This window comes from Burkholderia territorii, from assembly GCF_001718335.1.
Taxonomy (GTDB): Bacteria; Pseudomonadota; Gammaproteobacteria; order Burkholderiales; family Burkholderiaceae; genus Burkholderia; species Burkholderia territorii.
In genome coordinates, this window is record NZ_CP013365.1 from 901,688 (window position 1) to 916,288 (window position 14,601).

Below are 14,601 nucleotides of genomic sequence, written 5' to 3' on the forward strand. Positions count from 1 at the left end.
CGGCGACGCGCCGACGATACGATTTCGGCGATTTCATCGGTTGACCGCATGCGCGGCGAGGTGCTGACGGATCAGCGACAGATAGCGATCACCGACCGAGAAGTCGCGCGCCGCGCGCGGCCGCTCTGCCTGGCGCAGCGTGGCCGGCGCGCTCATGCCGAGGTATCGGCATACCGCCGACGGGAAGGGCTTGCGCGTATGCCCGAGTTGGCGCGCCGCGCGCTCAACGCGGGCGTCGCCGACCTGCGCGCGCAGCCATGCCAGCACTTGGCGATCGGTGTCGTTGACGATACGGACCAGATGTTCCATCGCGCACCTCACTGTTCATAAATACAGTACTGTAAATATAACCAGTATGTGAGGCGACCGCAAGCGGGCGCGCATGCGCCTGGCCATTCGGCCAGGGTTTAGCGCACCGGCGCAGGTGTGCGGGCAGCCGGCGCCCCGGCAATCCGGGCAGCAGGCGGGGCAGGCGGGACCAGATTCGCGTAGCGCGCGTCGGTCAGCGTGCCGAGGAACGCGACGATGTCGTCGATTTCCGCGTCGGTCAGTGCGGGTGGCGTGCCCGGCCGGCGGTTCATCGGCGTCGAATTGACGTTGATGTTGCCGCGATACGCGGCCGGCACGTCGTCGAACGTCCTGGCGCCGTGATACCAAAAACCCGGGTCGGTCGAGCGTGTGTTGTAGAACGCGACCGCGTCGCGCAGCGTCGTGAACACGCCGTTGTGCATGAACGTCTGCTTGACCGCGACGTTGCGCAGCCCCGGCGTGCGCAGGTAGCCGCACCATTGCGTCGGCGCGGGCCATTGCAGCCGCGCGGCCGTCTCGCACAGACCGTTGTCGAAATGGCGCGGATCGCGGTTCGCGGGCAGCGCGTGGTTGCGCGGCACGCCGATCGCGTCGTAGCCGAAATCGGTGAAGAGCGAGCGCTCCGGCCGGCTCGACGTCTCCGACAGCGTATGGCAACTCATGCAGTTGCCCTTGTCGGGATTGCGGAACAGCGCCAGGCCGCGCATCTCGGCCGGCGCGAGCGGCTTGCGCGTGCGCAGGTACGCGTCGAAGCGCGACGTGAACGGCGCCATGTCGTCGCTCTGCAGATAGGCCTCGACGGCCGAGCCCAGCGCGCGCACGAGTTGCTCGGGGTCGCGCCGCACCGATGCGCCGAAGCGCGCGGCGAGGGTGTCCGACAGTTCGGTGCCGTTGACCTTGCGCAGCAGCGCGGCCGGCGTGCGGTTGTTCATCTCGTTCGGATCGAACAACGGCCCGCGGATCTGTTCGGCGAGCGTGTCCGCGCGACCGTCGCTGAAGAGGCCGCCGAACGGCGACGGCGCGGGAGCGTCGTCGTCCTGGTAGAAGTGGCGGCGCGGCACGTAGCGCACGTATAGCAGCGACGGCGCGTTGCGCTGGCTGAAGCGTCCGTGGCGGCTACCTTCCGGCACGCCCGGCCCTGCGAGCGAAGCGGCCGACAATGTCGGCGCGAACGCGCGCGCCGGATCGTGGCAGCCCGCGCACGACATGCCGTGCGGCTCGGACAGCCGCGGATCGAAGAAGATTCGGCGGCCCAGCGCGACGAGGCTCGGGTCGGGCGCGAAACGTGCGGCCGCCGCGTCGACCTTGCCGGTCACCTGCGGCGTCCCGTTGCCGATCGTGCCGACGACGCGCGACGGCGGCGCACCGGGAAGCAGGATCGTCTCCGACGGCGCGGCATGGCCCGCGAGCGCCGCGCCGCCGAGCAGGGCGGCGGCAAGTACGCGTACCGCCCGGCCGCCGATGCCGCCAGCGCCACCGCCACCGCCACCGCCACCGCCACCGCCAACGACACCGACCACAACCGAAGGGTAAGTCAGCGGCCCGGCAGCGGTGGCCGACAAAACCGTCCGCCTCCGCGATCCCGCCGTCCGTCGCTGGCGTCTGGTCGAATCCGCCATATCGTCATGCACTCGAACTTCGTCGGTCACGGCGCGATGAACCCCGTCTTGTCGCATGCGAGCGTGTTGCCCGACTGGTCGCACGACGCGAGCAGCTTGCCGGCCGCCGAATACGCATGGAATACCCAGCCCGTCGCGGGCGCCGCGCGTCGTTCCATGATCAGGAAACCGAAGCTGTTGTTGTGCGACAGCCGTTCGATCACGGCCCCCGGCGCAGGTGTCAGGCCCGCGGGAAACGGATCGGGCAGTGCGACGTCGAGGTTGTCGCCACCGTTGCCGGACACGATCGTCGCCGGATGGCCGGACGAGAAATTGATCGCCTGGAAGTCGTGCACGTGCCCGTGCAGCGCGACGTTGACACCGGGCGGGTAGTACGCCTGCGCGTTCAGGCTCGCCATCACCGACTGCAGCGCCAGGTTGCCCGGCGCCGGCGTGCTGCCGGCAATCGGCGCGAACGCGAGAATCGGGTGATGGTTCGTGAAGATCGTCGTCGAGATGCCCGCTTTCGACGCGAGCGTCGCGACCGTCTGGAACTGCTTCTGATAGATGCGGAACTGCGCGTCGGTCGTCTTCAGCGGATTGCGTCCGACCTTCGCGGTGTCGAACACGATCACCTGCGTGCCGCCGCCGAGCGACACCGCATAGGGCTCCGAATAGTTCGCGTCGTCGTCGTTGGCCGGATCGTCGCACGATCGAGCCGCCGAATACGGGCGCGGATCGAGGAAGCGGTACCAGCCCTGGCCGGCCCGCGCGCATTCCTCGTGGTTGCCGCGCACGACGACCCACGGCGCCTTCGCGAACAGCGGCGCGGCCGGCCGGAACAGGTCGGCCTGCCACGTATCCCAGCCGTAGCCCCACGGGCTGTCCTTGCAGCCGGCGATGTCCGGCGGGCACGCGTTTTCGCGGTAGTGATAGTCGCCGACGTGCAGCACGAGGTCCGGCGACAGCTTCGCGACGCTCGCCGCGATCGTGTCGAACGGCCAGACCGTCGCGTCGTTGCATGCCTGCCATGCGTTGTCGGCCTTCTTCATCCGGCAACCGGTGTCGGCGATGATCGCGATGCGCTGCGGCTGCGCTTTCGGCAGCGGTAGCGCGCGGCCCGCGACGCTCGCCGTCCGGGCATCGCCCGGCAGCGTCGCTTCGCAGACCGACACCGGGAAGCTCGACGGTTTCGAGTCGGCCGGGGCGCTCGCCGTCGGCCGTTGCGCGACGGTCGCGGCGCCGGCGCGCAGCGTCATGCGCGACTGCTTGCCGTCGACGGACAGTAGCGGACACAGCGGATCGCTCGCGGACGCAGCGCTGTAGTTGGTGACCACGCGCGCGATCGCCTGGTTCGCATCGCCGATTTCGACCCATGCGGCCTGTACGTTGATCGCGGCGCTGGCCGGATCGGCGGGCGTATCGATGTGATTCGAACACGCGGACAACGCCGCGAGAGCAACAAGCGCAGCGCAGCGCACGAACAGCGCGCGGGAGAGGAGTCGTCGCATGGGAGGCACCGTAGGAAAGCCGTCAACGATACGGAACGTGAATGTAAGAAATGTGAAGGACAGTGCGGCGACGGCCGACACGACGCGCGGATCGTGCCGCATTCGCGGCCTTGACCTCAAGCCGGCTTGAAGCAGCATAGTCCGGATCACGGTCAACGACACGGACGAAAGGAGGGCGACGATGGAAGGAAGCCGGACAAACGAAGTGCAGTCTGCGCTATGGAACGGCCCGTCGGGGCAGGCATGGGTCGACACGCAGCGCGTGCTCGACCGGATGTTCGAGCCGTTCGAGGCATTGCTCGCGGATGCGGCGGTGGCGGCATCCGCGAGCAGCGTGCTCGATGTCGGCTGCGGCACCGGCGCGGTGACGCTCGCGATTGCGCGGCGGCTCGGCGCGCATGCCCGCTGTACGGGCCTGGATATTTCGGCGCAGATGGTTGCAGCGGCACGGGCGCGCGCGCAACGCGAGGGCGTCGATGCCGCCTTCGTGCATGCCGATGCGCAGACGCATGCGTTCGCGCCGGACTGGTTCGACCTGATCGTGTCGCGCTTCGGCGTGATGTTCTTCGACGATCCGGTGCAGGCCTTCGCGAACCTGCGGCACGCGGCGCGCCGGAACGCGCAACTGCGATTCGTCGCATGGCGCGGCGCCGCCGACAATCCGTTCATGACGACTGCCGAGCGTGCCGCGGCGCCGTTGCTCCCGGCGATGCCGGCGCGGCAACCGGGCGCGCCCGGACAATTCGCGTTCGGCGACCGGCAACGGATCGCGTCGGTGTTGTCGGACAGCGGCTGGGCCGACATTGCGATCGAGCCGATCGATGTCGCATGCGCATTGCCGGTGCCCGCACTGGACGACTACATCGCGCGACTGGGCCCGGTCGGGCTCGCGCTTCGTCAAGTGGACGACGCGACGCGCCGGCGGGTGATCGAAACGGCTCGCGCTGCGTTCGAGCGCTACGTGCAAGGCGCGAACCTGCGCTTCGATGCGGCGTGCTGGCTCGTCACCGCGCGGGCGCCGTCTGCATGATCCATTGGGAAAATGGCCGCAGCGCGTCGTCGCGCATGGGCGTTGCCGTTCATGCATGACAACGCTGCGATGCCGCGCAAAAGGGCAACGTGTCAGTCGCGCCTCGCTCGCAACATCAGCCACGCACAGCCGGCCGCCACGAGCGCGAGCCCGAGCAGCACCGCCTCGACGCCGAGGGCGAAACCGGGCGGCATCTCGCCGCTGTTCGGCATCGGCGACAGGTTGGCGGCGATCGCGATCGCGCCGCCGGCCAGCAGCGCGATGCATACGATCCAGTAGAGCTTGCCGCGCGGAGCGGCGGTGCGGATCCGCCACAGCGCGAGGCCGACGCCGCCGAGGTAAAGCATCGCGAGCGTTGCGAGCGCGATGAAGTCGCCGGTGCGATCGCTCAAGAGGCCGCTCATCGCACGGCTCCGTCGGGTGCCATGCGCCGTCCCGACACGACGAACGCCGCAGTCCGGCTCATTCGCCCTCCGTGGCGTGCCCGGGCGCTCGGCTCAGCAGATGCGTACGCTGGTCGGCCGCGAGCGACACGTAGCGTTCGTATTGACGCAATACATCGGCGATCAGTTCGTCGCCGCGCAGGTATTCGATGTCGTAGCCGAGTCGCCCATCCTCGAAGAACGTGACGATGCCGTACACGTGCGGCCGCCCGGACTCCGGCTCGGCCGCTTCGCGCACGAGGAACGCAGCCGCGGATTTCGCCGTCACGCGCGCGCCGTAGACGAAATCGCGGTGTTCCGCGGTCGGCACGGTCAGGCGTACCGCATCGTCGCTGTCGCGTTGCACGTGTGCGTCGACACCGCCCGCGCGCAGCTCGTCTGCGACTTTGCGCAGTGCCGGCTCGACGGTTTCCGCGACGAACTGGCGAGCGTCGGCCTCGGTCGTCTGCCGCAGGATGTGGGTCAGGCGATGGCGCCAGTGCTGACCGGTCCAGAAGCTCGTCGCGGGCGCGACGTCCTGCGAATAGTGCGCGCGATCGGCCGCGAGCCCGCGCCACAGCCCGTAGCAGAGCGCGAGCATGATCAACGCGACGGGCAATGCTGCGATCAAGGTCATCGCCTGCAGCGCGCCGAGCCCACCCGCGACCAGCAGCACGGCCGCCGTCACGCCCAGCAGCGCGGCCCAGAACAGCCGCTGCCAGACCGGCGAATGCGCGCTGCCGCGCGTCGCGATCTGATCGATCACGAATGCGCCGGAATCGGCGGACGTGACGAAGAACACCGCGATCAGCACGATCGCGACGATCGACAGCAACTGGGACAGCGGCAGGAAATCGAAGAAACGGAACAGCAACGCATCGACACTGCCGGCCGTTTGCGCGAGCGCGCCGGCCGCGCCGTGGGCGTCGAGCCAGATCGCGCTGTTGCCGAACACGGTCATCCACACGAGATTGAATGCGGTCGGCACGAGCAACACGCCGATCACGAACTGGCGGATCGTGCGGCCGCGCGAGATGCGCGCGATGAACATGCCGACGAACGGCGACCACGATACCCACCATGCCCAGTAGAGGATCGTCCACCCGCCGAACCAGCCTTCCTCGCGCGGCGGCGCATACGCGTAAGTGCGGAACGACAGGTCGACGAGATTCGACAGGTACTGGCCGATGTTGTCGCCGAGCGCGCGCAGCAGGAACGACGTCGGGCCCGCGACGACCACGAACGCGAGCAACAGGAACGCCAGCAGCAGGTTCAGTTCGGACAGCCGCCGCACGCCCTTGTCGAGACCGCTCGCGGCCGATGCGCCGGCCAGGATCACGACGATCACGACGAGCCCGATGCGGAATGCGTTGCCGCTCGTATCCCAGCCGGCGACCGTATGCAGGCCGGCGCTCAACTGCATCACGCCGTAGCCGAGCGTCGTCGCGATGCCCGCGACCGTGCCGACCAGCGCGAACGCGTCGACCGCGTGGCCGATCCAGCCGTTCACGCGCTCGCGCAGCACCGGATACAGGCCGGAGCGCAGCGTCAGCGGCAGGTTGTAGCGGAATCCGAAGTATGCGAGCACGAGACCCATCAGCCCGTAGATCGCCCACGCATGAAAGCCCCAGTGGAAGAAGGTCATCAGCATCGCCTCGCGTGCGGCGGCAGGCGTGCCGGGGTCGACGGTCGGCGGCTTCAGGAAGTGCTGCATCGGCTCGCCGACGCCGAAGTACATGAGACCGATGCCCATGCCTGCCGCGAACAGCATGGCCGTCCACGACAGGAAGCTGAACTCGGGCTCGGCGTCGTCGGGGCCGAGCCGGATGTTGCCGAAGTCGCTCGCGGCGATCAGCACGAGAAACACGAGGAACGTGGTGACGGCGAGCACGTAGAACCAGTCGAAGCGCGCGACGACCCATTGCTGGCCGGAGGAGAAGAGCGCGCCGGCTTCGTTCGGGCGCAGCGCGCACACGACGAGCAGTGCACCGATGACCGCAAGCGCGGGCAACACGACTTGCGGCTTGAATGTCGTGCGAGGCGAGGAACGGGAATCTGGCATGGCTGGCATCCAGTTGTGGGCGCAACGAGGCGCGACGCCGCCCGGCGCGCGTGTCGCGCGTCGGACCCTGATACGGCGTGCGTCGAGTGTACCGCGGTGTCAGGACTGCAAGAAGGGATATGCAGCAGGGATAAACCTGACGAATTGTAAGGTATTGCGGCGATCGCGAAAACCCGCACGCTGCGTGCGGCATGCGGGAGGAGGGGCACGTCGAACGCAAACCGGCCCCGGACGATGCCCGATCGTCCGGGGCTCAGGCGGGCGATGCGCAGCCGTGCGGATTCAGAACGTCACGGCGATGCCGGCCATGCCGACGAACTGGCCGTGCGTCGTCGACGGCGTGAGCTGTTGCGAATCGCCGACGATCGGCGCCGCGTCGACGATATGGCCGGCACCCAGCGCGCCGAGTGTCCGTCCACTCGAATGCGTGTACGCCTGCAATGCATAGAGCGTCGTGCGCTTCGACAGGCTGTACGACTCCTTCAGCGAATACTGCTGATAGCGCGCTGCGTCCGATACGCCGTTTGCCTTCGACGCGAGCGTGTACGCGAACGCGCCGGCCACCGAGAAGGTCGGCGTGAAGCGGTACGCGGCGAGCGCGCCGTAGGTGTTGAACACGGCCGTGTCCGTGAACGCCGAGCCGTTGCCGGGCAGATATTTCACGTTCGAGTAGTTCAGACCCATCGTCAGGTTGCCGAGCGTGTAGTTGCCGGCGGCCGCGATCTGCTCAACGGCCTTTGCGGTCAGGTATCCCTGGTTCAGCACGGACACCGCGAAGCTGCCCGACGCCGCGGTCGCCGGATTCAGGAAGCCTGCCGACGAGCCCGAGCTGTTGATGCGCAGGTAGCCGGCCGCGATGCCGACCGGCCCGTTCGCATAGCGCAGTGCGGCGCTGAACGTGTTGCCCTTGCCGGTCGCGCCCGCGATGCCGCCGAATGCGTACATCGCACTCGCGGTCAGCCCGGAGAACGTCGGCGACGTATAGGTAACCGAATTGTTGACGCGGATCGTCGTGTCGAGCCCGTCGATGTCGCCCGGATGCGCGCCTGTCGCGCCGGTCAGCCAACTGCTCGATGCGTATGGGCCGACCAGCAGGAAATACGGCGTGTACTGGCGGCCGGCCGTCACCGTGCCGTAATGATCGTTGCGCAGCCCGACGAACGCCTGGCGGTTGAAGATCGTGCCGGCGGCGGCTTGCGCGCCGGTGTTCAGGTTGAAGCCGGATTGCAGGTCGAAGATCGCGTGCGTGCCGCCGCCGAGATCCTCGTCGCCGCGCAGCCCGAACTTCGACGCATACAGGTTGCCGTCGCGCATGTACACGTTCGAGTGACCTTGCTGGTTGTTGACGTACGCGATCGAATCGTCGACCACGCCGTACAGCGTCACGCTGCTTTGCGCATGGGCGGTGGAAGCGCCGAACGACGCGGCCGATAAAATCAGGATTGCAGAGTAGTGATGCGATGCCTTCATTGACGATCTCCAGGTCTCTTCAAGGGGCGGGAGGCTGATCGGCCTCCTCTTTGGGGCAGAGCGGGCCGTGTGCGCGGCCCGCCCGATCCGAGGGTTCGGCGTTTTCGCGCGCTTGCGCGGTCAGTCGTCGAATGCCACGACGATGCGGCGCCACGCACCGTCGCGCACATCGTTTTCGACGCGCGCACCGCGCACGGCAACAGTGCCTTGCAGCGACGCCGGCAGCAGGATCTCGATCCGTTCGGCAGGGCGGTTCATGCGGCCGTCCCAGCGGACCGATACACCGAGTTCGCCCGACGCCGCGCGCCCGGTCTCGATGCGCCACAGTCCGTATTCGCCGTCGCGCCACGCTTCCGTTTCGCCGTCGTCCTCGACGCACTCGCCGTACGCCACGCCGTCCTCGATGCGCGGCGCGACGAGGAAGCCGCGCGCGTCCGCGCGTGCGCCGAACCGTTGCTCGGCGACGTTAAGCGGCAGCACGCGACCTTCGCGCAACAGCATCACCGGCGTGTCGAGCGGCGCGGGCAGCGTTACGCTGGCGCCGCCGTCGAACGACTGCGCGCTCGTGCAGCACATCCAGCGTGCACCGCGCGGCAGATACACCGTGCGCTCCGTGCGACCCGCCTCGACGACCGGCGCGACCAGCAGCGCGTCGCCGAGCATCATGTCGTCGCATTCGTCGTAGCAGCGCGGGTCGCCGGGGAAGTCGCCGAAGGTCGGCCGCAGCACGGGCTCGTAGCGCGTGGTCGACAGCCACAGCAGGTGATAGAGGTAAGGCAGCAGCCGGTAGCGCTGCTTGATCAGCGATGCAATCTGCGCGGTGATCTCCGGATACATCCACGGTTCGTTGACGGTGCCGTCGTCATTCCACGAATGAATGCTGAAGCGCGGCATGAAGATGCCGAACTGCACCCAGCGCAGCAGCAGCTCGGGCGACGGTGCGGGGCCGGAGAAGCCGCCGATGTCGTGACCGATGTTCGACACGCCCGACAACGCGAGCCCCAGGCCCATCCTGAGGTTGTAGCGCAGCGTTTCCCACGACGTGTAGTTGTCGCCGGACCAGGTCTGCACGTAACGCTGCATGCCGGCGCCGCCCGAGCGCGACACGAGGAACGGCCGCTGCGCAGGTGCATGCGCGCGCTGTGCGTCGCGCGACGCGCGCATCATCAGCATCGTCTGCAGCACCTTCGCCTCGCGTGCGGGAAACGGCTGGCCGAAGCCGTGCGCGATCGCATCGGGCGACCAGATCTCGTATTCGTTGTTGTCGTTCCACGTCGACGCGATTCCATAATCGAGCAGCGCCGAGGTGACCTGCTCTTGCCACCAGCGATACGCATCCGGTTGCGTGAAGTCGAGATACGCGCCGACCTCGTCCCAGAACTGCACCCATGCCGGCTCGCCCGATGCCGAGCGGATCAGCAGCCCGCACCGCGCCGCGTCGTCGAACGCCGGGTGGTCGCGCAGCAGGCACGGCTTGATGTTCGCGCAGAGGCGGATGCCGTGGTCGCGGTAGTGCTTCACGAATCCTTTCGCGTCGGGAAACTTGTCGCGGTTCCAGTTGAACACGTAGCGCTTCGCGCCGATCGACGTATAGCCCGACGACAGGTGGAACGAATCGCACAGGATGTCGTGCGCGTCGCACTGTTCGACGAACTGGTTCATCTGCCGCTGCGCGTCCGGCGCGTCGGTGTAGCTCATCGTCGAGCCCGAATAGCCGAGCCCCCATTTCGGCGTGCGCGCCGGGCGCCCGGTGAGCCACGTGAAGCGCCGCGCGGCCGTGAGCGGCGTGTCGGGCGACGCGATGAAGTAGTAGTCGAGATCGCCGTGCTCGGCGACGAAATAGCGGTACAGCCCGTGGTAGTTGTCGAGTTCGCGGCCCATGTCGAACGCGCAATCCGACAGCGTGTCATAGAACAACCCGAAGCCCCGGCATGTGTCCGGCGACCACGTGACGTAGAACGGAATGTGCTTGTAGAGCGGGTCCGTGTGCTTCGCGCTGTACCCCATCGCGTCGATGTTGCGCATCTCGAAGCGCGCGCCGGTGCGGTCGAGCTCGCCCGCGCGTTCGCCGAGCCCGAACACCTTGTCGCCGCGCTCGCGCGCGACGTAGTGATACGCGCGATCGTCCCACCAGCCGAAGTTGTACGCCTGCGTCGCGCGGTCGGCGAGCACGACGCGCCATGTGTCGTCGGCGCCGCGCATCGACCACGTGCAATGGCCGCCTTGCCGGCTTACCGCGAGGCGAACCTGCGCGGTTTCGATGCGCACGCCGCCGTCGTCTTCGGCGAAGTCGTAGGCCGGCAGCGCGAAGCCGCTCAGGTCGAGGCGGTCGCGTCCGTCGAGCGGTACGTCGTCGAGGCCCGGTGCGATCGTCCACGTGCGCGGGGTGCGCGGCGTCGCGTCCGGGAGCACGCGCACGCGCACGATGTCGTCCTCGAGCACGAAGATCTCGAGGGTCGCGCCCGCGTCGGATGCGAGCAGCACACGGTTCGCCCGCCGGTCGGCGACGCGGAACACGGGCGGATGAAGAAGCGAGGTCATGAAGGCGATTCCCTGGTGAAGACGGAGGTCAGGCGTGCTGCGCGAGCAGGCGTTCCTGCTTCGACTGCCCGCGGATCAGCACCGCGAGCAGCGTGACGCCGATGATGTCGAACAGGCCGAGGCACGCGAACAGCGGTGCGTAGCCGATCTTGTCGGCGAGCGCGCCGACCAGCAGCGAGAAGCCGAGCCCGCCGATCCACGCGGCCATGCCGGCGAAGCCGCTGGCGGTGCCGACTTCCTCGGGATCGAACACATCGGCCGACAGCGTGTTGACGAGCGCGGAGATCATCTGGTGCGCGAAGCCGCCGACGCAGAACAGGCCGATGGCCGTGTAAGGCGACGACACGAGCCCGATCATCGCCGGCCCCAGCATCAGCACCGCGCCGAGCGCGACGCCGGCGACACGCGACCACACGAGCGGCAGTTTGAACCGGTTGGCGAGATACGGCGACAGGTAGCCTCCCGCGATGCCGCCGGCGTCGGCCGCGAGAAACGGCATCCACGCGAAGATCGCGATCTGCGTGAGCGGCATGTGGCGTTCGGTCGCGAGGTACAGCGGGATCCAGAAACTGAAGGTCTGCCACGCGGGTTCCGCGAAGAAGCGCGGCAGCGCGATCGCCCAGAAGCGGCGCGCGGTGATGACGTCGCGAATCCGGCGCTTCGACACGGCCGGCATGGTCGCCTGGCCGTCGCGGATCAATGTGCGCTCCCGCGACGTGATGCGCGGATGATCGGCCGGCGACCGGTACAGCGTGTACCACAGCGCGGCCCACGCGAAGCCGAGCGCGCCGGTGACCATGAATGCGGATTGCCAGCCGAACCGCATCGACAGGAACACGACGAGCGGCGGCGCGATCGCGGCGCCGAGCGACGTGCCCGCGTTGAAGTAGCCGACCGCGACGGATTTCTCCCGATCGGGAAACCATTCGGCGACGGCCTTCATCCCCGACGGAATCGCGGCGGCCTCGAACAGGCCGAGCAGGCCGCGCAGGATGCCGAGCGACAGCCAGCCCGACGCGAAGCCGTGCGCGACGCCGACCACCGACCACAGCATCGCGAACAGCGCGAACCCGAGCCGCAGGCCGATCAGGTCGACAATGAATCCGCAGACCGGCTGCATGATCGTATAGCCGATCTGGAACGCCCCGACGATATACGAGTACTGCTGCGTCGAGATCGTGAACACGTGCTTCAGTTCCGGTGCGAGCACCGCGAGGGAATTTCGCGCGAGGTAGTTGAGGATCGTGCCGAGACAAACCAGCACGATGATCCACCAGCGCAAAGCCTTGACTGTTTTCACTGCTGTCTCCTGAGCCATGCAAGCCGCCCGGCTGGGTCGGCTTATGCGGTCACGTTTGTACGATGTCCGATCTTAAAGGGCGGTCGATTCGCGTGATTCTTACCGGAATGACGGCTTTCGGTCGAACATTCAGCTGCCATTGAAACTCAATGTTATCTGACGACTGATCATTTTCGAGCATCGTATGTTCGAATTCGAATCCGGTCAACGCCAATCTGCATTCGAATGAACATCCTTGGGGTATTCCCGATAAGTCTGTGGATTGGGTCCCCGACGCGATCGACTGCATCAGGCGGGCCGGTGGAGGGCGTGACAACCCTGATGAAAATTTATTTTTTTCCTTCCGGCAGATTGTGTAAATTGATTTTCATCCACCTTGCAAAACCTTTCGCATGACGCCTCTCCTGCCGCACGAAGCCAGTCACGACGAATCCGCGATTGCGGAGCGCATCGCCGCGGCCATGCCGCGGATGACGCCGATCCATCGCCGGATGGGCGAATTCGTGCTCGCGAATCCGTTCCGCGCGGCGACGATGCGGATCGACGAGCTCGCGCAGGCCGTGAATGCGTCGATCGCGACCGCGAACCGCTTCGCGAAGGCGCTCGGCTTCGACGGCTATCCGGCGATGCGCGCGGCGCTCGTGCGCGGCTTCGAGGCGACGCTCGGGCCGGTCGAGCGGCTGCGTTCCGCGCAGGAGCAGGAACAGGAGCACGAGCAGGGCGTGCGCGGCGCCGCATGGATCGACGCCGTGTTCGACCAGGCCGTCGCGAACATCGAGAACACGCGTGCACAGCTGGATGCGGCCGATGTCGAGGCGGCCGTCGAGGCGATCGTCGGCGCGCGGCGCGTGCTGATCCTCGGCGCCGGTTCGAGCGCGTTTCTGACCGGGCTGATGGAACACGGACTGTCGGTGTGTCACGACAACGTACAGTCGCTCGCGCTGCTCGGCGGCCCGTCGCATGCGGCGCGGCGCCTGTACACGGCCGACTCGCGCGATCTCGTGATCGCGCTCGCGTTTCCGCGCTACGTCAAGGACACGATCGAACTGGCCCGCCGCGCGGCCGCGCGCGGTGCGCGCGTGCTCGGCATCTCCGACGGGCCCGGTTCGCCGCTTGCACCGATCGCGTCGCTGAATCTGTACGTCAAGGCGGAACGGCGTTTCGCGGCCACGTCGGAGGCGGCCGTGCTGACGATGATCGAGGCGCTGATCGACGCGGTCGCGCTGCGCACGCATCGCTCCGCGAAGTCCGCCGCCGAAATGACCGAATTCCTGTTGCCGTGGCTGGTCCACCCGCAAGCGGCGGTGCCCGCCGCCAACCCTTCTCCCACCGGTTCGAAAAAATCATGACCTCAACCGCGATCGTCGCGATTCATGGCGGTGCAGGCACGATCCTGCGCGATGCGATGGACACCGACACCGAACGCCAGTACCGCGCCGAACTCACCGCGATCCTGCAGGCCGCGCAACAGGTGCTTGCCGATGGCGGCAGCGCACTCGACGCCGTTACCGTCGCGGTGCGGCTGCTCGAGGACTGTCCGCTGTTCAACGCCGGGCGCGGCGCCGTCTACACGGCCGAAGGCAAGCACGAACTCGACGCGGCGGTGATGGACGGCACGACGCTCGCGGCCGGCGCGATCTGCTGCGCGACCCGCGTGCGCAATCCGGTGCTCGCCGCGCGGCGCGTGATGGAAGCGAGCGAGCACGTGCTGCTGGCGGGCGCGGGTGCCGACGCGTTCGCGGCCGCCCAGGGCCTCGAACTCGCCGAGCCCGGCTACTTCGACACCGAAGCGCGTCATGCGCAGTGGTTGAAGGCGCGCGCGGCGGCCGGGACGATGCTCGATCACGATGCCGCGAGCTTCGCGTTCGGCGCCGGGCAGCCGGCCGAGCCGCTCGATCCCGACCGCAAGCACGGCACGGTCGGCGCGGTCGCGTGCGACGTGCACGGCCATATCGCGGCGGCGACCTCGACCGGCGGCATCACGAACAAGCAGCCCGGCCGCGTCGGCGATTCGCCGATCATCGGTGCCGGCTGCTACGCGGACGACGCGACCTGCGCGGTATCGGCGACGGGCACCGGCGAGATGTTCATCCGGCTCGCGACCGCGCATGACGTGGCCGCGCAGATGGCCTACCGCGGCGCGTCGCTCGCCGATGCCGCGCACGACGCGGTGATGAACAAGCTGTCGCGCCTGGCCGGGCGCGGCGGGATCGTCGCGGTCGACGCGCACGGCAACGTCGCGATGCCGTTCAACACGGAAGGGATGTATCGCGGTTACGCACGCGTGGGCGAGACGCCCGTGGTCGGCATCTATCGCGACGATGCCGCCTGATTCCGGATCGTACGAGGAGACCTTCG

Annotated in this window: 11 protein-coding genes; 3 read left to right on the forward strand and 8 right to left on the reverse strand. The window is 67.8% G+C overall.

All coding sequences use genetic code 11. The annotated features are described in order from the left end of the window. Positions 1-33 precede the first annotated feature (33 nt). The 3 genes from WS51_RS04095 to WS51_RS04105 form a co-directional block, all read right to left on the reverse strand. Positions 34-309, reverse strand: a complete 276-nt coding sequence (locus tag WS51_RS04095) for a CppA family protein (RefSeq protein ID WP_059540917.1) — start codon at positions 307-309, stop codon at positions 34-36. A gap of 98 nt (positions 310-407) precedes the next feature. After that, on the reverse strand, positions 408-1,736 hold the full coding sequence (locus WS51_RS04100; RefSeq protein WP_155773585.1) for a cytochrome-c peroxidase: 1,329 nt from the start codon (positions 1,734-1,736) through the stop codon (positions 408-410). 218 nt (positions 1,737-1,954) lie between these two features. Next, positions 1,955-3,418: a metallophosphoesterase family protein gene (locus tag WS51_RS04105; RefSeq protein WP_069229113.1), complete on the reverse strand. Its 1,464-nt coding sequence runs from the start codon at positions 3,416-3,418 to the stop codon at positions 1,955-1,957. A gap of 181 nt (positions 3,419-3,599) precedes the next feature. Here WS51_RS04105 and WS51_RS04110 point away from each other — a divergent pair, with 181 nt between their 5' ends. Beyond that, positions 3,600-4,448: a class I SAM-dependent methyltransferase gene (locus tag WS51_RS04110; RefSeq protein WP_069228639.1), complete on the forward strand. Its 849-nt coding sequence runs from the start codon at positions 3,600-3,602 to the stop codon at positions 4,446-4,448. 92 nt (positions 4,449-4,540) lie between these two features. Here WS51_RS04110 and WS51_RS04115 read toward each other — a convergent pair whose 3' ends face one another. From WS51_RS04115 to WS51_RS04135, 5 genes are all read right to left on the reverse strand, one after another. Further along, the gene (locus WS51_RS04115) at positions 4,541-4,852 is read right to left on the reverse strand and encodes a hypothetical protein (RefSeq protein ID WP_059450569.1); all 312 of its coding nucleotides are present in this window, start codon (positions 4,850-4,852) and stop codon (positions 4,541-4,543) included. Between the two features lie 58 nt (positions 4,853-4,910). Then, entirely contained in the window at positions 4,911-6,932 is a 2,022-nt protein-coding gene (locus WS51_RS04120; RefSeq protein ID WP_069228640.1) for a BCCT family transporter, read from the reverse strand. A 282-nt stretch (positions 6,933-7,214) separates the two neighbouring features. Beyond that, on the reverse strand, positions 7,215-8,402 hold the full coding sequence (locus tag WS51_RS04125; protein WP_060298449.1) for a porin: 1,188 nt from the start codon (positions 8,400-8,402) through the stop codon (positions 7,215-7,217). 120 nt (positions 8,403-8,522) lie between these two features. Then, positions 8,523-10,943 carry a glycoside hydrolase family 31 protein gene (locus WS51_RS04130; RefSeq protein ID WP_069228641.1) on the reverse strand — a complete coding sequence of 807 codons (2,421 nt, stop codon included), beginning with the start codon at positions 10,941-10,943 and terminating at the stop codon, positions 8,523-8,525. Between the two features lie 28 nt (positions 10,944-10,971). After that, entirely contained in the window at positions 10,972-12,243 is a 1,272-nt protein-coding gene (locus WS51_RS04135) for an MFS transporter (protein WP_059450565.1), read from the reverse strand. Between the two features lie 392 nt (positions 12,244-12,635). Here WS51_RS04135 and WS51_RS04140 point away from each other — a divergent pair, with 392 nt between their 5' ends. Further along, complete coding sequence (locus WS51_RS04140) at positions 12,636-13,592, forward strand: MurR/RpiR family transcriptional regulator (RefSeq protein ID WP_059540931.1); 957 nt, start codon at positions 12,636-12,638, stop codon at positions 13,590-13,592. Continuing rightward, the gene (locus tag WS51_RS04145) at positions 13,589-14,575 is read left to right on the forward strand and encodes an isoaspartyl peptidase/L-asparaginase family protein (protein WP_069228642.1); all 987 of its coding nucleotides are present in this window, start codon (positions 13,589-13,591) and stop codon (positions 14,573-14,575) included. Before WS51_RS04140 ends, WS51_RS04145 begins: the two co-directional genes overlap by 4 nt. Positions 14,576-14,601 lie beyond the last annotated feature (26 nt).